Here is a 21,840-nt window from a genome sequence, read left to right on the forward strand (position 1 = left end):
GCGAATCCCGGGACGTTCGAGGACGTACGAGGGACCGCCGTCCGGCCCGCGGCCGCCGTTTTCGCAGGTCAGCGCGATTGTCAGAGGTGTGCTTCACGATGAGTGGTGAAGGCAGGGAAGTGTCGGACACGTCATGCGAAGACAGGAGGTATGTGATGACCGCGTCAGTCCGCAGCGGCGCCGTCGCCAGCGGCAGTGCCGCCGACGTCCACCCCGTGCTGCGCAGGGCCAACGCCCCCGCGGCCGCCCTCGACCTGCTCGTCCAGGCCCGGCGGGGGCTCGACGAGGCCGCCGTCCTGGAGATCCCCAACGACCGCTTCGCCACCGCCCACTTGGCCGCCCTGCGTACCGCGGCCGCCGTCCTCGCCGTGCGCGGCCGCCCCGAACCCACCAGGCGGCGCCGGCAGCGGATACGCAGCGCCTGGGAGGTGCTGCCCGAGGTCGCGCCCGAACTGGCGGAGTGGAGCGCCCTGTTCGAGGCGGGCGCCCAGCAGCGGGCCCGCGCCGAGGCCGGCATCCAGGGCGCGGTCAGCGCCCGCGAGGCCGACGACCTCGTCCGCGCGACGGAGATGTTCCTGCGGCTCGTGGAGCGCATGCTGGCGCTGCAACCCGTGCTGGACCGGCCGCAGACCGGCCGTCCCGCTTGATCGGCCGCCGGGCGGCAGCCCACTAGAGTGGGTCCCAGGCTGGGCCGACCGGTCCCCAGCCCCGCCCGTCCGCGAGGAGCCGTCCGCATGTCCCGTCCAGGAGGGGCCGAACCGCTGCGGCCCCGCGCAGCCCTGCGTACCGCCGTGGTCTGGGAGGTCCTGCGCGATGCGCTGGACCGGCAGGCCAAGGCCGCCGGACGGGACGTCCTCGACGTGCTCGACACCGGTGGCGGCACCGGCAACTTCGCGGTGCCCGTTGCCAGTCTGGGCCACCGGGTCACCGTGGTCGACCCGAGCCCCGACGCCCTCTTCGCCCTCGAACGCCGTGCGGCGGAGGCGGGCGTCACCGAACGTGTCCGCGGGGTCCAGGGCGACGCCCACGGGCTGCTCGACGTCGTGCCGGCCGGCAGCCACGACGTCGTGCTCTGCCACGGCGTCCTGGAGTACGTGGACGACCCCGCCGAGGGAGTGCGGAACGCCGCCGGCACCCTGCGCGCCGCCGGCGCCCTCAGCCTGCTCGCCGCCGGCCGCCACGGTGCCGTCCTCGCCCGGGCACTCGCCGGTCACTTCGGCGAGGCCCGGCACACCCTGGACGACCCCGACGGCCGCTGGGGCGAGGGCGATCCGATGCCCCGCCGCTTCACCGCCGACGAGCTCACCGCCCTGGTCGCCGACGCCGGGCTGCGGGTCGGATCGGTGCACGGCGTCCGCGTCTTCGCCGACCTGGTGCCCGGCGTCCTGGTGGACACCGAACCGGGCGCGATGGACGCCCTGCTGAGGCTGGAACTGGCCGCCGCCGAGCAGCCCGCCTTCCACGCCGTGGCGACCCAGCTGCACGTGCTTGCCGAGCGCGGCTGAGCCGGAACGGGAGGCGGCCGGCGTTGCCTCTTCCGGTCACCCAGCGGGAGGAGTCCGTCACACGCCCCCCGATTCCCGGTCAAGGGCCTTATGCTGGCATGACGTGGCGTTCGACGGGGAAAACACCCCCCGTCGGATTGGCGTAGTGGGGCGGGTTTCACGGGGGCGATTCCCTGCCTATCCTGGAAGGGTCGTACCGGTCGCTCCCCCGCGACCGACGAGGAGGAGGACTCCGTGCCGCTCTCGGAGCACGAGCAGCGCATGCTCGAGCAGATGGAGCGAGCGCTGTACGCCGAAGATCCCAAGTTCGCGTCGGCGCTTGAGGGAAGCGGGCTGCGCACCTACACCAGGCGGCGCGTCTACCTGGCTGTGGCGGGCTTCCTGGTGGGCATCGGGCTGCTGATGGGCGGCATGATCGCCCAGCAGCCCTGGATCAGCGTCGTGGGCTTCCTCGTGATGCTCGGCTGTGCCGTTCTCGCCGTCACCGGCTGGCGTCGTGCCGCCAAACCGGGTGCGGCCGCCGCTCCCGCGGGGCAGCCCCAGCAGGGGGCCGCCGGACGGGGCCGTCGCAACCAGCCGCGGCGCAAGATGATGGACCGCATCGAGGAGCGCTGGCAGCGGCGCCGCGACGAACAGGGCCACTGACACACAGACGAAGACGAAGGGGGCGGGGTTCCGGTCGGAACCCCGCCCCCTTCGCCATGCCGCTCTGCTGTCGCCCCGTGGTGCCGCGGCGTGCGACACACGGCGTGCGCGCCGTGCGGGCTCCCGGGGGCGGCCATCCGGCCGCCCCCGGGAGCCCTCAGGAGGTCCGGCGCTGCCGCAGCGGCCGCTTCACGGCGTCACCCGCACCGCGCAGCCGGGCCGACACGCGGGCCGAGAACGCGGACCAGCGCTCCGCGGACCGCCACACGACCCGGACCGCGGACCGCGGCAGCAGCACGGCGCGGATCCGCGTCTTGGCGTCCGCGTTCCTGCGCAGCCCCTCCCGGACCAACTGCACGTCCTTGGCCGAGCCCGTGGCGGTCGGCGGCCGCGGCGAGAACAGGGCCTGCTCCACCGCGGTCGCCAGACGCTGCGCCGCCTCCGCGGCGGCCCCTTCCAGGCCACCGTCGCCGACGAGGCGCCCCGCGACCCGGCGCGGTGTCTCGGACTCGTCGGGCCGCAGACCGTAGTCCCAGGCGGTGTCGATCAGCTCCAGCCAGGCCGCCAGGGTCCGGGCGCCGTCGCGGGCGCCCATGGCGTCCAGCTCGCCGGGGGTGAGGGCCTTCGAGGCCCCGCCCTGCCCGTCCCCGCCGTCCGCCGCCGTGCCCCGGGCGCGCCCGGTGAGCTCCAGCCACGCCGCCAGGGCGGCCGGGTCCTGGCCGCCGCCCAGCCGCTGGAAACGCTGCCTGCGCCGCCAGAACAGCGGCAGCAGCAGGACGAGCACCACCAGCGGCACCACGGCCCAGGCGAGGACGCGCAGCGTCCACTCGAAGATCCGCGGCCACAGCCCCTCGTCATCCCCGTCGATGCCCGAGGCCTGCGCCAGGGGGTCGCAGTTGCCGAGCTGGGCGTCCTTGCCCACGCAGGTCGGGGCCACGGTCGGGCCGGTGCTCGCGCCCGCCCCCGCGGACTCCTCCGGCGTGTCGGGTGCCGAGGGCCCCGTGTCGGAGGTGGCCGTCTCCTGGGTGTAGCCCGGCAGGGTGCCACGGGTGGGCGTGGGCTCGAACCGCGTCCAGCCGACACCCTCGAAGTACAGCTCGGGCCAGGCGTGAGCGTCCTTCAGCCCCACCGCGTACGCGCCGTCCGCCTCCGCGGTGCCGGGCGTGAAGCCGACCGCCACCCGCGCCGGGATGCCCAGGGTCCGCGCCATCGCCGCCATGGTGAAGGCGAAGTGGATGCAGAACCCTTCCTTGTTGCGCAGGAAGCGGGTGATCGCCTGCACGCCGGTGCCGGAGCGCACCGAGGTGTCGTACGAGAAGGCGCCCGAGGTGAACCACCGCTGTAGGGCGAGGGCCCGCTCGTAGTCGTTGCCGGCGTCCTTGGTGACGTCCAGGGCCGTCTGCGCCACCACCTGCGGCAGCGAGTCCGGCACCTTCGTGTACTCGGCCCGCAGCCGGTCGTCGGCCGGCGGCGCGCTGGCCAGCTGCTGCGCGGTCGGCTCCAGGGCCAGGCTGCTGACCTGGTACTGCGTGCCGGAGGTGGTCTGGCCCCGGTCGCCGATGATGGTGCGGCCCGTGGTCTCGAAGCGCCAGCGCCCGTCGACCTGCACCTGGGTGGCCGGGTACGGCAGCGGCAGCCACATCTGGACGTAGCTCTTGTCCGCCGCGACCGAGGTGGCGACCTCCGCGGCCTTGACTTCGGGGCCGAGCCCCTGGGGGCTGGGCAGCACCTTGGGCACGCCGGTGAGGGAACGCTGGGCGGGCTCCCACTTGTCACCGGTGAAGCGGTCGAGCGCCACGATCCGCAGATACATGTCCGCGTTGGAGACGGCGTTCGTCCGGTAGCGGAGCACCACCCGGTCATCGGACTGGTTCAGGTTGTCCTGGAGCGCGACCACGGGGTTGACCGCGGAGATCGTTCCGCCGCCGCGCCCGTTGCCCGAGCCGGAGCCCCCGGTCGGCAGCAGCCCCACGCCCATGGAGGGCAGCACGGCCGGCGCCACCAGGGCGATGCCGAGTGCCATCGCCCCGATACGGCGCCCGGTCCGCACCGGGGCCACCGCCCCGGTCGGCCCTCCGTAGCCGGCGCGCGCCCCGGATCCGACGCCGCCGAAGACCCGGCCCCAGCGGGAGATCCGGTCGCGGCCCTCGGCCAGCAGGAGCATCAGGTAGCCGACGGCGGCCAGCAGGAAGTACGGCCAGCGGGTGCCGTCGCCCCCGGCCAGTCCCGCCGCGATCGAGTACAGCGCGAGCAGCGGCAGCCCGGCCGGGGCCGCGCTGCCGTAGGTCACCGCCAGCGCGTCCACGGCCAGCCCGATCAGCAGCACCCCGCCGAGCAGCAGCAGCCGGATGCCGGGGGTGACCGGCGCCGGGATGGCGAACTGGGTCACGTCCTGCATCGCGGCCGTCAGCAGGTTGCCGAACTGGGTGTAGGCGGCGGGCCCGGGCAGGAACCCGAGCAGGGCCTGCTCGCTCGCGAACATCAAGGTCAGCACCAGCAGCGAGAACACCGCCTGTGCCAGTACGGTCAGCGGCCGGGCCAGTGGCGCCCGGCGGGTCAGCGCACCCACCCCGCTCTGCAGCAGCACCAGGAAGACGGCCTGCAGGATCCACGAGTTCGGCGTCGCCAGCGGCAGCAGCGAGCAGGCGGTCATCAATGTCGCCGCCGCCGCGCAGACCGCGAGCCGTCCCCGTCCGCTCATCATCGCGTCCCCGCCTCCTCGCGCGACCGGTGCCGGTCGGCCCGCTGCCACAGATCGGGCAGCCCGTCGCCGGCGGAGGCCTGGAGCACCGTCCAGCCCGCCTCGTGCAGCATCCGCACGGTCCGCGCCGCGGCGCCCTCGGGGGCGTCCCCACCGGTGTCCGGCCGCGGGGCCGCGGGCTGTGCCGTCCCGTCCTCGTCCAGGGCGCCCCAGGCTGCGCTGTCCAGGACGAAGGCGACGGCCGCCCCCGCCCGCTGACGCATCCGCCCCGCCATCGCGGCCTGCTCCTCGTCGAGGTCCCCGAAGAAGGCCACCAGCAGGCCCTCGCTGCCCGTGCGCAGCACGTCGAGCGCGCGGGAGAGCCCGGCGCCGTCCGAGTGGTCGACCACGGCCAGGGTGTCCAGCATGGCGCCTGCCGCGTCCGAGGATTCGGTGCCGCCGAATCCCTCGGACCCGGGCACCGTGCTGCCGGTGTCGGTGAGCAGCCGGACGGAGTACCCGCGCTCCAGCATGTGCATCGCCACCGACGCCGCCCCGGACACCGCCCACTCGAAGGCCGAGTCGGGACCGGCGCCGAAGTACCCCACGGCACGGGTGTCCAGCAGCACCGTGCACCTGGCGCGGTGCGGCTGCTCCTCCCGGCGCACCATGAGCTCGCCGTACTTGGCGGTGGAGCGCCAGTGCACCCGGCGCAGGTCGTCGCCGTGGCGGTAGCCGCGCGGGATCACGTCGTCCTCACCGGCCAGGGCCAGCGCCCGGGTGCGGCTCTCCCCGTAGCCGGAGGAGTCGCCCTTGAGCTTGACCGGCGGCAGCGGCTCCACGCGGGGCACCACGGTCAGGGTGTCGTACGCGCTGAAGGAGCGGGTCAGCTCGCACATGCCGAAGGGGTCGGTCAGCCGCAGCTGCAGCGGCCCCAGCGGGTAGCGCCCGCGCAGGTCGGAGCGGACCCGGTAGGACACCTCGCGGTGCCCGCCGGGCTCCACCCGGTCCAGGATGAAGCGGGGCCGGGGCCCCAGCACGTAGGGCACCCGGTCCTGGAGCATCAGCAGCCCGGTGGGCAGCCGCGACACGTTGTCCACCCGCAGGTGCACCCGCGCCTCGGACATCGCCGGCACGCGCGAGGGCGACAGCCTGCGGCTGCCGGCGACGCGGTAGCGCGTGCGGTACAGGACCGCGACGCAGACCAGCGGCAGCACGGCCAGCAGCAGGCCGACCCGCAGCAGGTCCGGCTGCCCCAGGACGTAGGCGCAGACGGCCGCCGCGATCCCCGCGGCGAGGAAGGAGCGGCCGCGTGTGGTGAGGCCGCCCAGGGCGGCCCGGAAGCCGCTTTCACGCTCGGTCACGCGGCACCTCCAGCGCCCCCGCCCGTCGTCCGGGTCACCGGTTGCCGTACGGGTCGGGGACCGGCGTGCGCTGCACGATCTCCGCGATGACCTGCTCCGGGGTGCGCCGGTTCAACTGGGCCTGCGCGGTCGGCAGCAGACGGTGCGCCAGTACGGCCGAGGCCAGCGTCTGGACGTCGTCGGGGAGCACGTAGTCCCGGCCGTCCAGGGCCGCCGCCGCGCGTGCCGCGCGCACCAGGTGCAGCGTGGCGCGCGGGGAGGCGCCGAGCCTCAGGTCCGGGTGGTCCCGGGTGGCCGACACCAGGCTCACCGCGTAGTGCCGCACGGCCGCGGACACGTGCACCGTCCGTACCGCTTCGACCAGTTTGACGATCTCGTGCGCGTGGGCGACCGGCTGCAGATCGTCCAGCGGGCTGACGCCCGCGTGCACGTCGAGCATCTCCAGTTCGGCCTCCAGGCTGGGGTAGCCGATGGAGACCCTGGCCATGAAGCGGTCCCGCTGCGCCTCGGGCAGCGGATACGTTCCCTCCATCTCCACCGGGTTCTGGGTGGCGATGACCATGAAGGGGCTCGGCAGCGGGTAGGTGCTGCCGTCGATGGTTACCTGCCGCTCCTCCATCGACTCCAGCAGCGCCGACTGCGTCTTGGGCGACGCGCGGTTGATCTCGTCGCCGACCACGATCTGCGCGAAGATCGCGCCCGGTTTGAACTCGAAGTCGCGGCGCTGCTGGTCGAAGACGCTCACGCCGGTGATGTCCGACGGCAGCAGGTCCGGCGTGAACTGGATGCGCCGGACCGAGCAGTCGATCGACCGGGCCAGCGCCTTGGAAAGCATCGTCTTGCCGACGCCGGGGACATCCTCGATCAGCAGATGTCCCTCGGCGAGCAAGACCGTCAGCGCAGTCCGTACGACCTCGGGCTTGCCCTCGATCACGTTCTCCACCGACCGGCGTACGCGGTCCGCCGTGGCAGTCAGATCGCTGAGGCTCGCTCGTGCGTCATAGGTCGTCACCCGGTTCTCCTCGGCCCGTTCCTAGGGTCGCGGTCATCCCTGGACCGGCCCTCCCCGTCACACGAAGCATTCTCTCCTTCAACTATGCTCCGCGTCACTCCGCTTCCGTTACTCGTTTGTGATTTCGCGCAGCAGGCCGGTGTGCACGTCGAACACAAACCCCCGCACATCGTCCGTGTGGGCCAGGAAGGGGGACGTCCGGACCCGCTGCATCGACTGCCGCACATCCTGGTCGACGTCGCGGAAGGACTCCACCGCCCAGGTGGGACGCTGGCCCACCTCCTCCTCCAGCTCCGTGCGGAACTCCTCGGTCAGCGACTCCAGGCCGCAGCCGGTGTGGTGGATCAGCACGACCGAGCGGGTGCCCAGCGCGCGCTGGCTGATGGTGAGCGAGCGGATGGTGTCGTCGGTGACCACGCCGCCGGCGTTGCGGATGGTGTGGCAGTCGCCGAGTTCCAGGCCCAGCGCCTTGTGCAGGTCGAGGCGGGCGTCCATGCAGGCGACCACGGCCACCTCGAGCACGGGGCGGGCGTCCATGCCGGGGTCGCGGAACTTCTCCGCGTAGCGCCGGTTCGCCTCGACCAGCCGATTGGTGACGGACGCCGTGCCTGTGCCGGCGGGAACCGCGGACTGATGCGCGTTTATCGACATGACACGACCGTAGAGCGCGCGGTCTCTTCCGACCTGCTGTGGGGTCCGGCAAATCTCGGTCAAACCGGTGCACTGTGAGGTAACCCACAGGCGTCGCGCGCGCTCGCCCGTGCGGGTGATTCGCTCGCCCGGGCCCGCGAGGGCGCCTGCGCCAGTGCGGGCTTCTCGTTGACCGTGGGGACCGGTGGAGTAAAGTGGCGCGAAGTGGGTCGCCAGCCTAGCGCGGGAGGTGCGGATGTTCCTCGGGACGTACGCGCCACGGCTGGACGACAAGAGCCGGCTGGTCCTCCCCGCGAAGTTCCGCGAGCAGTTCGCGGACGGCCTGGTCATCACCAAGGGCCAGGAGCGCTGCCTGTACGTATGGCCGGTCGAGGGCTTCCGCGCCCTCACCGAGGAGCTCCGCCGGGCCCCCCTCACCTCCAAGGCGGCACGCGACTACATGCGGGTCCTCTTCGCCGGCGCCCACGACGAGGTCCCCGACAAGCAGGGCCGGGTCACCCTCCCGCAGCCCCTGCGCGACTACGCCGGACTGCGCCGCGAATGCGCGGTGATCGGCGCCAACACCCGGGTCGAGGTGTGGGACGCGGCGGCCTGGGAGGACTATCTGGCGGGTCAGGAAGACGCCTTTTCGGCGTTGTCCCAGGAGGTGCCTCCCGGCTTACTGTGACCTCGCCCGTAGCCTGATGACTCACGTCCGTGTACGTGACGCTCGGCCTCCTCCCGCTCCCCGGTCCGCTGGCACTCCTTCCCCGGTGCCAGATGGCCGCCCACGAGCGGGCGGGGACCCAGTGGTACGTCCCCGCGAGCAGATGAGAAGGGCTTCATGAGCACCACCCCGTCCGAGCCACGCCACGTCCCGGTCATGCTGGACCGCTGCCTGGACATGCTGGCCCCCGCCGTCGAAGCGCCGGGCGCCGTGGTCGTGGACGCCACCCTCGGCCTCGGCGGGCACAGCGAGGCACTGCTGAGGCGGTTCCCCGAGGTCCGGCTGATCGCCGTCGACCGCGACCCCGCCGCGCTCAAGCTCGCCGGTGAGCGGCTCGCGCCGTACGGGGACCGGGCCACCCTCGTGCACGCGGTCTACGACGAGATCCCCGAGGTGCTGGAACGGCTGGGCGTCCCCAAGGTGCAGGGCGTCCTGTTCGACCTCGGCGTCTCCTCCATGCAACTGGACGAGGCCGACCGGGGCTTCGCGTACGCCCAGGACGCGCCGCTGGACATGCGCATGAACCAGACGGCGGGCATCAGCGCCGCCGAGGTCCTCAACACCTATCCGCCGGGCGAGCTGGTGCGGGTGCTGCGCGAATACGGCGAGGAGAAGTTCGCCCGCAAGATCGTGGAGGCGGTCGTCCGCGAGCGGGAGCGCGAGCCCTTCACCAACAGCGCCCGGCTGGTCGAGCTGATCCGCGAGGCGCTGCCGCAGGCCGCCAAGCGCACCGGCGGCAACCCGGCCAAGCGCACCTTCCAGGCGCTGCGCATCGAGGTCAACGGAGAGCTGACGGTTCTGGAGCGGGCCATCCCGGCGGCCGTCGCCGCGCTCGCGGTGGGCGGCCGGATCGCCGTGCTGTCGTACCACTCCCTGGAGGACCGCCTCGTCAAGGGCGTCCTCGCGGCCGGCGCGGCCACCACGGCGCCGCCCGGGCTGCCCGTGGTGCCGGAGCAGTACCAGCCGCGGCTCAGGCTGCTCACCCGCGGCGCCGAGCTGCCCACGGAGGACGAGATCGCCGCCAACCGCCGGGCCGCCCCGGCCCGCCTGCGCGGCGCCCAGCGGATCCGCGAGGCACTGAAATGAGGCGGCGCAGCTCGGCGGCGCGCTCACCCTTCGTGCTGCTGATCGTGCTGCTGCTGGGCGGCGGCCTGATCACCCTGCTGCTGCTCAACTCGGCGGTGAACCGGGACTCCTTCAAGTTCAGCGAACTGCAGAAGAAGACCACCCAGTACACCGACGAGGAGCAGGCGCTGCAGCAGGAGGTCGACCGGTACTCGGCGCCGGACGCGCTGGACGAGCAGGCCCGCGAGCTGGGCATGGTCCCCGGCGGCAACCCGGCCTTCCTCGCCCCCGACGGCACCGTCCTCGGCAAGCCCGGCGCCGCGCCGTACGTTCCGGCGCCCAGCCCGAGCACGGCGCCCGCCACCGTCGCGCCCAGCGGCTCCGCGGCCGCCTCCCTGGGCCCGACGCCGTCAGCCAAGCCCAGCACGAGCCCGCAGGAGACCCCGTGACCACAGCTCCGGGGCCCCGTGCCCTCCGCCCGCCCCGATCCGCCCGTCCGGCCGGCCGGGAAGGTGCCGGGGCGTGGTGACCCGCGACGGGGAGCCGCCGCGCGAACGGGGCGAACGGGGCGAGCGGCGTGACCGGGCCGGTCGGCCCGACCGGGAGAAGGGCGCCGGACGCCCGGGGCGCGATGCCCAGGGCCGCGGTGACCGCGGTGACGGTGGCGGGGCCGCCCCCCGGCGCCGGCAGGTGCCCCGAGGGCGCGACGGCGACGCCGGAGCCCCCGCACGCGGCGGCGAGGCCGCGGAGCCCCGGCGCAGGACGACGCCCGGCCAGCAGGGGGCGCGGCGGCCCGCCGCACGCGGCGCCCGGCCGCGCGAGGACGCCGCCCGGGCCGCCCGGGGGGCGGGCCGCGACCCGCGCGCCCGCAGGACCACCCCCGGCGAGGAGGGACCGGGCACCTCCGGCGTGGCGCACGGCCGCACCCCCGGCGCCCGCAGGCCGGCCGGCGGGCGTGACCGCGACGCCGCCGCCCGGGACCGGGCCGGCCGCGCGGCCGTACCGCCGCGGCGCAGGCCCCCGCGCCCGGTCACACCGGCCGGTGCCCCACTGCTGCGGCTGGGCCGGCCGCGTCCGCGTCTGCGGCTGGTCAGCTTCGCGCTGACCCTGGTGATGCTGACCTTCGTCATCCGGCTCTTCCAGGTGCAGGCCGTGGACGCCGCGACGTACGCCGCCAAGGCCGAGGTCAACCGGAACGTCAAGGTGACCCTCGCCGCCGAGCGCGGGACGATCACCGACCGCAACGGGGTCGACCTGGCCACCACCGTGGACGCGTACGACATCACGGCCGACCCGATGCTCTTCACCCCCAAGTACGCCAAGGCCGAGGACGCTCCGGCCCGCGCCGCCGAACTGCTCGCGCCGATCGTCGACGGGGACGAGAAGAAGATCGCGAAGCAGCTCGCCAACTACCCGGGGTCGCGCAACGAGATCATCGCCCGGCAGCAGTCGCCGCAGGTCTGGAACCAGATCAAGGACCTGCAGAGCGCGCTCGCCGACCGGGCCGACAAGGGCGACGGCGTCAACTACCTCGCCGGCGTCTTCCGGCTCCGGCACGCCAAGCGCGTCTACCCCGCGAGCGACCTCGCGGCGGGCGTGGTCGGCTGGGTGAACGCCTCCGGCGCGGGCGGCGGCGGCCTGGAGAGCCGCCTGGACAAGGCGCTCGCGGGCAAGGACGGCACCGTCACCTACGCGCAGTCCGGCGGCCGCCGGGTGCCGACGGCCAGCATGCAGGAGCGTGCCGCCGAGCCCGGCACCGACGTGGAGCTGACGCTGGACCGGGACATCCAGTGGGCGGCCCAGCGGGCGATCACCCAGCAGGTGCGGGCGTCCGACGCCGACCGCGGCTACGTGATCGTCCAGGACACCCGCACCGGGCAGGTGCTGGCCATGGCCAACGCCCCCGGTTTTGACCCCAACGACCTGACCCGGGCGGACCCCACCGCCCTCGGCAACGCCTCCCTGCAGGACGCGTACGAGCCCGGCAGTGTCAGCAAGCTGATGTCCATGGCCGCGGTTCTCGACGAGGGCGTGGCCACCCCCGACACCCACGTCACGGTGCCCGGCACCCTGCCGCGCGCCGACCGGGTCTTCCACGACGACGTGGACCACGGCACCTGGTACCTCACCCTGAACGGCGTGCTCGCCAAGTCCAGCAACATCGGCACGATCCTGGCCGCCGAGCAGCTCGGCAAGAACCAGAAGCAGGCCAACCGCGTCCTCTACTCTTATCTGAGGAAATTCGGCATCGGGCGGCCCACGGGGGTCGGGTTCCCCGGGGAGACGCCCGGCATCCTGGCGAGGCCGGACCAGTGGAACGCGTCCCAGCAGTACACCATCCCCTTCGGGCAGGGCCTGTCGCTCAACGCGCTGCAGGCCACCTCGGTCTACTCGACGATCGCCAACGGCGGGGTACGGGTCGAGCCCAGCCTGGTGCGCGGCACGACCGGCCCGGACGGCCGCTTCGTCCCGTCCCGGGAGCCGGCGAGGACCCGGGTGGTCAGCACCAAGACCGCCAGGACGCTCTCCACCATGCTGGAGTCCGTGGTCGGCGACGAGCAGGGCACCGGAACCAAGGCCCGGATCGCCGGGTACCGCGTGGCGGGCAAGACCGGCACGGCCAACCGGGTGGACCCGGAAACGGGCACCTACAGCGGCTACACGGCCTCCTTCATGGGGTTCGCCCCCGCGGACGACCCGCGCCTGACCGTGTCGTGCGTGATCCAGAACCCGACCCGCGGCAGTTATTTCGGTGGTCAGATCTGCGGCCCGGTGTTCAAGCGGGTCATGGAGTTCGCCCTGAAGTCCCTGCAGGTGGCACCGAGCGGAGCCAAGACCCCGAACCTGCCGGTCGAGTGGGACCCCTCGAAGCCGTGACCGGCGAGCAGGGGAGGAAGGAACGGCGGCCGTGAACGGACACGACCCCACAGCTCCGGGTACGGGCGGTAGCCCCGCGCACGCGGACCGTACCGGAGGAAGCAGCAGGCCGGAAGCCCGGCGGGGAGCTTTTGGCCCGGACCCGGGCCCGGCGGGTACTCTCACGGCCGTGTCACACGCTGATCAGTCCCCCGGCCCCGAACAGAAGCAGCCGGGCGCACCCCGCCCGGCCCAGGTCCGCCCCGTACCGCCCGCGGAACTGGCCGCGCGGCTGGGCGTGGAACCGCCCGCGCCCGGTGCCGCCCCGGTCACCGGGATCACGCACGACTCACGGGCCGTCCGCCCCGGCGACCTGTACGCCGCGCTGCCCGGCGCCCGCTTCCACGGTGCCGACTTCGCACCGCAGGCGGCCGAACTGGGGGCCGCGGCGATCCTCACCGACCCCGCCGGCGCCGAGCGCGCCGCCGCGACCGGCCTGCCGGTGCTGACGGTCGAGGACCCCCGGTCCCGGATGGGCGACCTGGCCGCCGAGATCTACGGCCGGCCGGGTGAGGGCCTGCTGCAGATCGGGATCACCGGCACCTCCGGCAAGACCACCACCGCCTACCTCATCGAGGGCGGCCTGCGCGCCGTGCACGGTGACAGGACGGGACTGATCGGAACGGTCGAGTCGCGGATCGGCGACGAGCGGCTCAAGAGCGAGCGCACCACCCCCGAGGCCACGGATCTGCAGGCGCTCTTCGCGGTGATGCGCGAGCGCGGTATCGAGGCGCTGGTCATGGAGGTCTCCAGCCACGCCCTGGTGCTGGGCCGGGTGGACGGCGCGGTCTTCGACGTCGCCGTCTTCAACAACCTCAGCCCCGAGCACATGGAGTTCCACTCGGGCATGGAGGACTACTTCCAGGCCAAGGCGCAGCTGTTCACCCCGCGCCGCAGCAAGGCCGGGGTGGTCAACATCGACGACGAGTACGGCCGCCGCCTGGTCCGCGAGTCCCAGGTCCCGGTCACCACCTTCTCCGCCGAGGGCCACCCGGACGCCGACTGGCGCGCCGAGCACGTCGTGACCGGGCCGCTGCGCTCCACCTTCACCGTGGCCGGTCCCGGCGGCGTGCGGATCGAGGCCGCCTCGCCCCTTCCCGGGCCCTTCAACGTCGCCAACGCGCTCGCCGCGATCACCGCCCTGGCGGCGGCCGGGATCGACCCGCAGACGGCCGCCCAGGGCGTCGCCGCCGTCCCGGGCGTACCGGGCCGGCTGGAACGCGTCGACGCCGGACAGCCGTACCTCGCGGTCGTCGACTACGCGCACAAGACCGACGCCGTGGAATCGGTGCTGCGGGCCCTGCGCAAGGTCACCAAGGGCAGCCTGCACATCGTCCTCGGCTGCGGCGGAGACCGCGACGAGACCAAACGCGGCCCGATGGGCGCCGCCGCGGCACGGCTGGCCGACACGGCCGTGCTGACCTCCGACAACCCCCGCTCCGAGGACCCGCTCGCGATCCTCACCGCGATGCTGGCGGGAGCGGCCGGGGTGCCCGCGCACGAGCGGGGTCATGTCGTCGTCGAACCCGACCGGGCGGCGGCCATCGCGACCGCCGTCGCCCTTGCCCGGCCGGACGACACCGTACTGGTGGCCGGCAAGGGCCATGAGCAGGGCCAGGACATCGCCGGAGTGGTACGCCCCTTCGACGACCGACAAGTGCTGCGCGCGGCCGTCGAACGGGCCGCCGCCACACCAGCGCAGGAGAAGGACCAGGACCAGCTGTGATCCCACTCACCCTCGCCGAGGTCGCACACGCGGTCGGCGGGAGCACGCACGACATACCGGACCCGACGCTGCCCGTCACCGGGTCCGTCGAGATCGACTCCCGCAAGGTGACGCCGGGCGGCCTGTTCGTCGCTTTCCAGGGCGAGCACGTGGACGGCCACGACTACGCGAAGCAGGCCGTCGCGGCCGGAGCGGCGGCCGTGCTGGCCGCCCGGCCGGTCGGCGTGCCCGCGATCGTCGTGGACGACGTCCAGCTCGCCCTCGGCGCCCTGGCCGCGCACGTCATCGAACGGCTCGGCGCGACCCTCGTGGCGCTGACCGGATCGGCGGGCAAGACCAGCACCAAGGACCTCACCGCACAGGTCCTCAAGCGGCTGGCCCCGACCGTCTGGACGCCCGGCTCGCTCAACAACGAGATCGGGCTGCCGCTGACCGCGCTGAGCGCCGACGCCTCCACCCGGCACCTGGTGCTGGAGATGGGCGCCCGCGGCATCGGCCACATCCGCTACCTCACCGAGCTGACCCCGCCGCGCATCGGCGTCGTCCTCAACGTCGGCACCGCCCACATCGGCGAGTTCGGCGGCCGCGAGCAGATCGCCCAGGCCAAGGGCGAGCTGGTCGAGGCGCTGCCGGAGGCCGCCGAAGGCGGCGTCGCCGTACTGAATGCGGACGATCCCCTCGTACGTGCCATGTCCTCCCGCACCGCGGCGCGCGTCGTGCTGTTCGGCGAGTCCGCCGACGCCGACGTCCGCGCCGAGAACGTCCGCCTCAACGACCGAGGTCAGGCCGTCTTCACGCTCACAACACCTACCGGGTGCAGCGAAGTGACCTTGCGCCTGTACGGTGAGCACCACGTGTCGAACGCGCTTGCCGCGGCCGCCGTTGCCCGTGAACTCGGCATGCCCGTCGACGAGATCGCCACCGCGCTCTCCGAGGCGGGGACGCTGTCCCGCTGGCGTATGGAGGTCGTCGAACGGCCTGATGGCGTAACGGTCGTGAACGACGCCTACAACGCGAACCCCGAGTCCATGCGAGCCGCCCTGCGCGCGCTCGCGGCCATGGGGCGTGCCGCCGAGGCACGCGGGGGACGCACGTGGGCGGTGCTGGGCGAGATGGCGGAGCTCGGCGGGGAGGCCCTCGCGGAGCACGACGCTGTCGGACGGCTCGCCGTCCGGCTCAACGTCAGCAAGCTCGTGGCAGTCGGCGGCCAGGCGGCCGCCTGGGTGCAAATGGGCGCCTACAACGAGGGTTCGTGGGGTGAGGAGTCGGTGCACGTGTCCGACGCTGAGGCGGCGATCGACCTGTTGCGCAGTGAACTGCGTCCGGGGGACGTCGTGCTGGTGAAGGCATCGAGGGCGGTCGGCCTGGAGCGGGTCGCACTCGCGCTGCTCGACGGCGTCGAGGGCGGGGGCGCTCAGTAATGAACCAGATCCTGGTCTCGGGCGTGCTCGGGCTGTTCCTGTCCCTCATCGGCACTCCGATGCTGATCAAGCTGCTGGCCCGCAAGGGCTACGGGCAGTTCATCCGCGACGACGGCCCGAAGGAGCACCACAGCAAGCGCGGTACGCCCACCATGGGCGGCATCGCCTTCATCCTGGCCACGCTCGTCGCGTACGCGCTCACCAAGGTCATCACCTCGGAGCGCCCGACGATCTCCGGCGTGCTGGTGCTCTTCCTGTTCACGGGCCTGGGCGTGGTCGGGTTCCTCGACGACTACATCAAGATCGTCAAGCAGCGCAGCCTCGGTCTGCGGGCCAAGGCGAAGATGGCGGGCCAGCTGATCGTCGGCATCACCTTCGCGGTGCTGTCGCTGCAGTTCGCCGACTCCCGCGGCGTCACCCCGGCCTCCACCCGGCTGTCCTTCACCCAGGACTTCGGCTGGTCGCTAGGCCCGGTGATCTTCGTGATCTGGGCGCTGTTCATGATCCTGGCGATGTCGAACGGCGTGAACCTCACCGACGGCCTCGACGGCCTGGCCACCGGCGCCTCGGTGATGGTCTTCGCCTCCTACACCGTCATCGGCGTGTGGCAGTACGGCCAGTCCTGCTCCAACGTCATCACCGCGGGACCAGGCTGCTACGACGTACCGCACCCGCTCGACCTGGCGGTCGTGGCCGCCGCGCTCATGGGGGCCTGCTTCGGCTTCCTGTGGTGGAACACCTCGCCGGCCAAGATCTTCATGGGTGACACCGGCTCCCTCGCGCTCGGCGGAGCCCTGGCCGGTCTGGCCATCTGCTCCCGCACCGAGATGCTGCTGGCGATCCTGGGCGGCCTCTTCGTCCTGATCACCCTCTCCGTGGTCATCCAGGTCGGCTCCTTCCGCCTGACCGGCAAGCGCGTCTTCCGCATGGCACCGCTCCAGCACCACTTCGAGCTCAAGGGCTGGAGCGAGGTCCTGGTCGTGGTCCGCTTCTGGATCATCCAGGGCATGTGCATGGCCGTCGGTCTCGGTCTCTTCTACGCGGGCTGGGTGGCCGCACAGTGACCCCGGTCCCCGGGCAGGATCCCGGCCCCCGTCAGGACGGACCTCCGCCGGCCGCCGTCGAGGCGGCCGGGCGGCTCGGCCTGCCGGGCCGCCGGGTCACCGTCGCCGGCCTGGGCGTCTCGGGGGTGCCCGCCGCCAAGGCGCTGCACGCCCTCGGCGCCCGGGTGACGGTCGTCAACGACGGCGACGACGAGCCGGCGCGGGCCCAGGCCGCCGAACTGGAGGCGCTGGGCGTCACCGTGCGGCTCGGGGACGGCCGGACCCTGCCCGAGGGCACCGAACTGATCGTCACCTCGCCGGGCTGGCAGCCCGCCGCCCCGCTCTTCAGGGCCGCCGAGGCCGCGGGTGTGCCCGTCTGGGGCGACGTGGAGCTGGCCTGGCGGCTGCGCGGCCCCGGGGCGGCGCCCTGGCTCGCCGTCACCGGCACCAACGGCAAGACGACGACCGTGCAGATGCTCGCCTCCATCCTGGCCGCCGCGGGCCTGCGCACCGCCGCGGTCGGCAACATCGGCACGCCCGTCCTGGACGTCGTCCTGTCCGGCGAGGAGTACGACGTCCTCGCCGTCGAGCTGTCCAGCTACCAGCTGCACTGGGCCCCCTCGGTCCGCCCGCACTCGGCCGCGGTCCTCAACCTCGCCCCAGACCATCTCGACTGGCACGGCTCCATGGCCGCCTACGCCGCCGACAAGGGCCGCATCTACGAGGGCAACCAGGTCGCCTGCGTCTACAACCTCGCCGACCCGGCCACCGAGGCGCTGGTGCGCGAGGCCGACGTCGAGGAGGGCTGCCGCGCGATCGGCTTCGGCCTGGGCAGCCCGCGGCCCTCGGAGCTCGGCGTCGTCGACGGCATCCTGGTCGACCGGGCCTTCGCGCCCGAGCGCCACAAGAACGCCCAGGAGCTGGCCGAGGTCTCCGACGTGCACCCGCCGGCGCCGCACAACATCGCCAACGCCCTGGCGGCGGCCGCCCTCGCCCGCGCGTTCGGCGTCCCGCCGGCCGCCGTCCGGGACGGCCTGCGCGCCTTCCGGCCGGACGCCCACCGCATCGCCCACGTGGACCGGATCGACGACGTGGACTACGTCGACGACTCCAAGGCCACCAACACCCACGCCGCCGAGGCCTCCCTCGCCGCGTACGAGCACATCGTCTGGATCGGCGGCGGCCTCGCCAAGGGCGCCGCCTTCGACGAGATGGTCAAGGCCGCGGCCAAGCGGCTGCGCGGCGTGGTGCTGATGGGCGCCGACCGCGCCGTCATCCGTGAAGCGCTCGCGCGACACGCCCCCGAGGTCCCGGTCGTCGACCTCGACCGCACCGACACTGGGGCGATGGCGGCGGCCGTCCACGCCGCGCGGGACCTCGCCCACCCGGGGGACACGGTGCTCCTGGCACCGGCCTGCGCCTCGATGGACATGTTCGCGAACTACAAGGCTCGCGGAAACGCCTTCGCGGAGGCCGTACGGGATCTGCGGGCGCCCGGCGCCGGGCAGTAGCCGGAGCCGCTCCGGCCCGCACCGCGACCTAGGAGGGGACATGACGGCAGCCGACCACGGCGACGCCTCCGGTTCTCGTTCCCGCAACGCCCTGAAGGCGCCCGCCCGCTCCCCGCGGGCGGCGCCGCCCCGCCCCGGGGCCGCGGCCCGCGGGGCGCGTACGCCCGGCGGCAAGGCGCCGCGGGGCAGCGTGCTGCGCGGCGCCAGGGTCGTCCTGGACCGCGCCATGCGGGCGTGGGACCGCCCGCTGACCGCGTACTACGTCATCCTCGGCAGCAGTCTGCTGATCACCGTGCTCGGCCTGGTGATGGTCTTCTCCGCCTCGCAGATCAAGGCGCTGGAGTACGGGCTGCCGTCCACGTACTACTTCCGCAAGCAGCTGTTCGCCGCCGTGCTCGGCACCGGCCTGCTCGTCGCGGCCTCGCGGGTGCCGGTACGGCTGCACCGCGCGCTGTCCTACCCGCTGCTCGTCGGCTCGGTGTTCCTGATGGCCCTGGTCCAGGTGCCGGGGATAGGGCAGTCCGTCAACGGCAACCAGAACTGGCTCTACCTCGGCGGCCCGTTCCAGCTGCAGCCCAGCGAGTTCGGCAAGCTCGCGCTCGTCCTGTGGGGAGCGGACCTGCTGGCCCGCAAGGAGGACCTCAAGCTCCTCGTCCAGTGGAAGCACCTGCTGATCCCGCTGGTGCCGGTGGCCTTCCTGCTGCTCGGCCTGATCATGCTCGGCGGTGACATGGGCACCGCGATCATCCTCACCGCGATCCTGTTCGGCCTGCTGTGGATCGCCGGCGCCCCCACCCGGCTGTTCGCGGGCGTGCTGGGCGTCGCGGGGGCCATCGGCTTCCTGCTGATCAAGACCAGCGGCAACCGCATGGAGCGGCTGGCCTGCATCGGCGCCACCGATGTCACTCCCGGTGGCGGGTGCTGGCAGGCCGTGCACGGGATCTACGCCCTCGCCTCGGGCGGATGGTTCGGTTCGGGACTCGGTGCGAGCGTGGAGAAATGGGGCCAACTGCCCGAACCGCACACCGACTTCATCTTCGCCGTGACCGGGGAGGAACTGGGGCTGACGGGCACGCTGTCGGTGCTCGTCCTCTTCGCGGCTCTAGGCTATGCGGGTATCCGCGTGGCCGGTCGAACGGAGGACTCCTTCGTCAGGTTTGCCGCGGGAGGCGTGACGACGTGGATCACGGCGCAGTTCGTGGTCAACATCGGTGCGGTGCTCGGCCTGCTGCCGATCGCCGGAGTCCCGCTCCCGCTGTTCTCCTACGGGGGCTCGGCCCTCCTGCCGACCATGTTCGCGATCGGGCTGCTCATCTCCTTCGCGAGGAGCGAGCCCGGCGCGCGAGCGGCGCTCAACGCGCGGGGGCCCGGCTACTGGCCGGGGGCAATGACACGGACGATGAGGCGGTTCGTCAGACGGCGACCGTCCGGAGAGCGGTGAATTTCGGTGCATGTCGTACTCGCCGGTGGGGGGACCGCCGGCCACATCGAGCCCGCGCTCGCGCTCGCCGACGCCCTGCGCAGGCAGGACCCGACCGTGGGGATCACGGCACTCGGCACCGAGCGGGGTCTGGAGACCCGCCTCGTGCCCGAACGCGGCTACGATCTGGCGCTCATCCCCGCGGTCCCGCTGCCGCGCAAGCCCACCCCCGAGCTGATCACCGTCCCAGGGCGGCTGCGCGGCACCATCAAGGCCGCGGAGCAGATCCTGGAGCGCACCAAGGCCGACGCGCTCGTCGGCTTCGGCGGCTACGTCGCCCTGCCCGGCTACCTGGCCGCCAAGCGGCTCGGCGTGCCGATCGTGGTGCACGAGGCCAACGCGCGTCCGGGCCTCGCCAACAAGATCGGCTCCCGCTACACCAGCTTCGTGGCCGTGAGCACCCCGGACAGCAAGCTCCGGCACTCGCGCTACGTCGGCATCCCGCTGCGCCGGTCCATCGCGACCCTCGACCGCGCCGCGGTCCGCGCCGAGGCGCGTGCCGCCTTCGGCCTCGACCCGACCCTGCCGACGTTGCTGGTCTCCGGCGGCTCGCAGGGCGCCCGGCGGCTCAACGAGGTGATCGCCTCCGTCGCCCCGCGCCTGCAGCAGTCCGGCGTCCAGATCCTGCACGCGGTCGGCCCGAAGAACGAGCTGCCGCACGCGGACAACATGCCCGGCATGCCGCAGTACATCCCGGTCCCCTATCTGGACCGGATGGACCTCGCCTACGCCGCCGCCGACATGATGCTCTGCCGGGCAGGCGCCATGACCGTCGCCGAGCTCTCTGCCGTGGGCCTGCCGGCCGCGTACGTCCCGCTGCCGATCGGCAACGGCGAGCAGCGGCTGAACGCGCAGCCGGTCGTCAAGGCGGGCGGCGGCGTCATCGTCGACGACGCCGACCTGAGCGCGGACTGGGTGCTCGGCAATGTGCTGCCGGTCCTGACCGACCCGCACCGCCTGTACGAAATGTCGCGCGCGGCCGCCGAGTTCGGCCGGCCCCACGCCGACGAGCTGCTCGTCGGCATGGTCCACGAGGCGATCGCCGCCCGCCGCGGCTGAACCCCGGTGCCGGCCGGGCACCTCCGGCACCCCCCGCGCCCGGCGCCGGGGGTGCCCCCGTGCTCCGTTGGGGTCACGGGGGAGGGGGCCCGGCCCGCCGGGCGGCGCGCGGCCGCCCGGCCACCCAGCACGACGACTAGCCTGCCCGGAAGCGGAAGGCAGTTCCGACGACCCCGGAGGCGAACGTGGCCGTACCGACGACCGTCGAGGCGGCCGGCGACCAGGACGGCGGGACCGGACTCCCGCCGCGCCGGAGCCGGCGCGTCATCGTCCTGACGGCGCTCGCCGCAGCCACCGTGCTGGGCGGCACCGGGACCTGGCTGCTGTACGGCTCCGCCTGGCTGCGCGCGACGCAGGTCCGCGTGACGGGCACCGAGGTGCTCCACCCCGACGAGGTCCGCGACGCCGCGCAGGTCCCGCTCAACGGGCCGCTGGTTTCCGTGGACACCGACGTGATCGCCCGCCGGCTCAAGGCCCGGCTGCCGCGCATCTCCGCGGTGGAAGTGGAGCGTTCGTGGCCGCACGCGATCACACTGAAAGTGACGGAGCGAACTCCCGCCGCCCTGGTGAAAGGTGACGGGTACTTCGCCGAAGTGGACGCGGACGGCTTCCGGTTCGACGAACGGGACACTCCCCTGAAGGGTGTACCCATCATCGAATTGCGCCCCGACCGCGACTCCGCGAGCTATCGACTTTTCGGTACAAAACGACTATTGGCAGCGGCTGTTCGAGTCGCGGCGGACCTGCCGAAGGTCGCATACCGGGACGCGCAGCTCATTGAGGTGCGCTCATATGACGACATTACGGTCGAACTGACGGGTGGGCGCGCGGTGATGTGGGGGAGCGCGGATCAAGGGGCGGAGAAAGCGGTTGCTCTGGCCGCCCTGATGAAAGTCGAGCGGCATGCCGAGTTCTTCGACGTGAGTGCCCCAACATCCCCTGCGGCATCGGACGGTTGACGTCCCAGCCTTCTGTTCGACACCCTGGTTGGTCCGGCTCTGGCGTGATCACATAGGGTCAAAAGAAAAGCGGGAGGTTCGGCGTGTTCGTTGAACG

The 21,840-nt window shown here is 73.2% G+C and carries 18 protein-coding genes; 14 read left to right on the forward strand and 4 right to left on the reverse strand.

The window, feature by feature from the left end; all coding sequences use genetic code 11:
* Positions 1 to 155 precede the first annotated feature (155 nt).
* From CHF15_RS02480 to CHF15_RS02490, 3 genes are all read left to right on the forward strand, one after another.
* Entirely contained in the window at positions 156 to 647 is a 492-nt protein-coding gene (locus CHF15_RS02480) for an SAV_6107 family HEPN domain-containing protein (RefSeq protein ID WP_089221900.1), read from the forward strand.
* Between the two features lie 87 nt (positions 648 to 734).
* Positions 735 to 1,505 (forward strand): class I SAM-dependent methyltransferase, encoded by a 771-nt coding sequence (locus CHF15_RS02485; protein ID WP_089221901.1) that lies wholly within the window; start codon positions 735 to 737, stop codon positions 1,503 to 1,505.
* 234 nt (positions 1,506 to 1,739) lie between these two features.
* On the forward strand, positions 1,740 to 2,150 hold the full coding sequence (locus CHF15_RS02490) for a DUF3040 domain-containing protein (RefSeq protein ID WP_089221902.1): 411 nt from the start codon (positions 1,740 to 1,742) through the stop codon (positions 2,148 to 2,150).
* A 157-nt stretch (positions 2,151 to 2,307) separates the two neighbouring features.
* Here the strand turns inward: CHF15_RS02490 and CHF15_RS02495 are convergent, their stop codons facing one another.
* The 4 genes from CHF15_RS02495 to CHF15_RS02510 form a co-directional block, all read right to left on the reverse strand.
* The gene (locus CHF15_RS02495) at positions 2,308 to 4,851 is read right to left on the reverse strand and encodes a transglutaminase TgpA family protein (protein WP_089222179.1); all 2,544 of its coding nucleotides are present in this window, start codon (positions 4,849 to 4,851) and stop codon (positions 2,308 to 2,310) included.
* Positions 4,851 to 6,194 carry a DUF58 domain-containing protein gene (locus tag CHF15_RS02500; protein WP_089221903.1) on the reverse strand — a complete coding sequence of 448 codons (1,344 nt, stop codon included), beginning with the start codon at positions 6,192 to 6,194 and terminating at the stop codon, positions 4,851 to 4,853. The genes CHF15_RS02495 and CHF15_RS02500 overlap by 1 nt, the downstream gene beginning before the upstream one ends.
* Before the next feature lie 34 nt (positions 6,195 to 6,228).
* A complete protein-coding gene (locus CHF15_RS02505; protein WP_089221904.1) occupies positions 6,229 to 7,206 on the reverse strand; it encodes an AAA family ATPase in 978 nt (325 codons plus the stop codon).
* Between the two features lie 108 nt (positions 7,207 to 7,314).
* On the reverse strand, positions 7,315 to 7,857 hold the full coding sequence (locus tag CHF15_RS02510) for a beta-class carbonic anhydrase (RefSeq protein ID WP_089221905.1): 543 nt from the start codon (positions 7,855 to 7,857) through the stop codon (positions 7,315 to 7,317).
* 235 nt (positions 7,858 to 8,092) lie between these two features.
* On the opposite strand from CHF15_RS02510, the gene mraZ reads away from it, so the two are divergent.
* The 11 genes from mraZ to CHF15_RS02565 all read left to right on the forward strand — a co-directional run bounded on the left by mraZ (position 8,093) and on the right by CHF15_RS02565 (position 21,743).
* The gene (gene mraZ, locus CHF15_RS02515; RefSeq protein ID WP_089221906.1) at positions 8,093 to 8,524 is read left to right on the forward strand and encodes a division/cell wall cluster transcriptional repressor MraZ; all 432 of its coding nucleotides are present in this window, start codon (positions 8,093 to 8,095) and stop codon (positions 8,522 to 8,524) included.
* A 156-nt stretch (positions 8,525 to 8,680) separates the two neighbouring features.
* Complete coding sequence (gene rsmH, locus CHF15_RS02520) at positions 8,681 to 9,649, forward strand: 16S rRNA (cytosine(1402)-N(4))-methyltransferase RsmH (RefSeq protein WP_089221907.1); 969 nt, start codon at positions 8,681 to 8,683, stop codon at positions 9,647 to 9,649.
* Positions 9,646 to 10,077 carry an FtsB family cell division protein gene (locus CHF15_RS02525; RefSeq protein ID WP_089221908.1) on the forward strand — a complete coding sequence of 144 codons (432 nt, stop codon included), beginning with the start codon at positions 9,646 to 9,648 and terminating at the stop codon, positions 10,075 to 10,077. The genes rsmH and CHF15_RS02525 overlap by 4 nt, the downstream gene beginning before the upstream one ends.
* A 73-nt stretch (positions 10,078 to 10,150) precedes the next feature.
* Positions 10,151 to 12,505, forward strand: coding sequence for a peptidoglycan D,D-transpeptidase FtsI family protein (locus tag CHF15_RS02530; RefSeq protein ID WP_089221909.1), 2,355 nt, complete (start codon positions 10,151 to 10,153; stop codon positions 12,503 to 12,505).
* 169 nt (positions 12,506 to 12,674) lie between these two features.
* Complete coding sequence (locus CHF15_RS02535; protein WP_089221910.1) at positions 12,675 to 14,270, forward strand: UDP-N-acetylmuramoyl-L-alanyl-D-glutamate--2,6-diaminopimelate ligase; 1,596 nt, start codon at positions 12,675 to 12,677, stop codon at positions 14,268 to 14,270.
* Entirely contained in the window at positions 14,267 to 15,691 is a 1,425-nt protein-coding gene (locus CHF15_RS02540; protein ID WP_089221911.1) for a UDP-N-acetylmuramoyl-tripeptide--D-alanyl-D-alanine ligase, read from the forward strand. Before CHF15_RS02535 ends, CHF15_RS02540 begins: the two co-directional genes overlap by 4 nt.
* Positions 15,691 to 16,755, forward strand: a complete 1,065-nt coding sequence (gene mraY, locus CHF15_RS02545) for a phospho-N-acetylmuramoyl-pentapeptide-transferase (protein WP_018557111.1) — start codon at positions 15,691 to 15,693, stop codon at positions 16,753 to 16,755. Before CHF15_RS02540 ends, mraY begins: the two co-directional genes overlap by 1 nt.
* An 80-nt stretch (positions 16,756 to 16,835) precedes the next feature.
* Positions 16,836 to 18,245 (forward strand): UDP-N-acetylmuramoyl-L-alanine--D-glutamate ligase, encoded by a 1,410-nt coding sequence (gene murD, locus CHF15_RS02550; protein ID WP_089222180.1) that lies wholly within the window; start codon positions 16,836 to 16,838, stop codon positions 18,243 to 18,245.
* Positions 18,246 to 18,285: 40 nt separating this feature from the next.
* Entirely contained in the window at positions 18,286 to 19,686 is a 1,401-nt protein-coding gene (gene ftsW / locus CHF15_RS02555) for a putative lipid II flippase FtsW (RefSeq protein ID WP_089221912.1), read from the forward strand.
* Between the two features lie 6 nt (positions 19,687 to 19,692).
* Positions 19,693 to 20,784, forward strand: coding sequence for an undecaprenyldiphospho-muramoylpentapeptide beta-N-acetylglucosaminyltransferase (murG, locus tag CHF15_RS02560; RefSeq protein WP_018557114.1), 1,092 nt, complete (start codon positions 19,693 to 19,695; stop codon positions 20,782 to 20,784).
* 185 nt (positions 20,785 to 20,969) lie between these two features.
* Positions 20,970 to 21,743 carry a cell division protein FtsQ/DivIB gene (locus tag CHF15_RS02565; protein WP_089221913.1) on the forward strand — a complete coding sequence of 258 codons (774 nt, stop codon included), beginning with the start codon at positions 20,970 to 20,972 and terminating at the stop codon, positions 21,741 to 21,743.
* Positions 21,744 to 21,840: the final 97 nt, after the last annotated feature.

The organism is Actinacidiphila glaucinigra, from assembly GCF_900188405.1.
Taxonomy (GTDB): domain Bacteria; phylum Actinomycetota; class Actinomycetes; order Streptomycetales; family Streptomycetaceae; genus Actinacidiphila; species Actinacidiphila glaucinigra.

Bases quoted from the DNA above. Each gene is read 5' to 3' on its own strand.
- CHF15_RS02485 (WP_089221901.1), top strand. From the start codon at position 735: ATGTCCCGTCCAGGAGGGGCCGAACCGCTGCGGCCCCGCGCAGCCCTG.
- CHF15_RS02525 (WP_089221908.1), top strand. From the start codon at position 9,646: ATGAGGCGGCGCAGCTCGGCGGCGCGCTCACCCTTCGTGCTGCTGATC.
- rsmH (WP_089221907.1), top strand. From the start codon at position 8,681: ATGAGCACCACCCCGTCCGAGCCACGCCACGTCCCGGTCATGCTGGAC.
- ftsW (WP_089221912.1), top strand. From the start codon at position 18,286: ATGACGGCAGCCGACCACGGCGACGCCTCCGGTTCTCGTTCCCGCAAC.
- mraY (WP_018557111.1), top strand. From the start codon at position 15,691: ATGAACCAGATCCTGGTCTCGGGCGTGCTCGGGCTGTTCCTGTCCCTC.
- CHF15_RS02495 (WP_089222179.1), bottom strand. From the start codon at position 4,851: ATGAGCGGACGGGGACGGCTCGCGGTCTGCGCGGCGGCGGCGACATTG.
- CHF15_RS02480 (WP_089221900.1), top strand. From the start codon at position 156: ATGACCGCGTCAGTCCGCAGCGGCGCCGTCGCCAGCGGCAGTGCCGCC.
- CHF15_RS02510 (WP_089221905.1), bottom strand. From the start codon at position 7,857: ATGTCGATAAACGCGCATCAGTCCGCGGTTCCCGCCGGCACAGGCACG.
- mraZ (WP_089221906.1), top strand. From the start codon at position 8,093: ATGTTCCTCGGGACGTACGCGCCACGGCTGGACGACAAGAGCCGGCTG.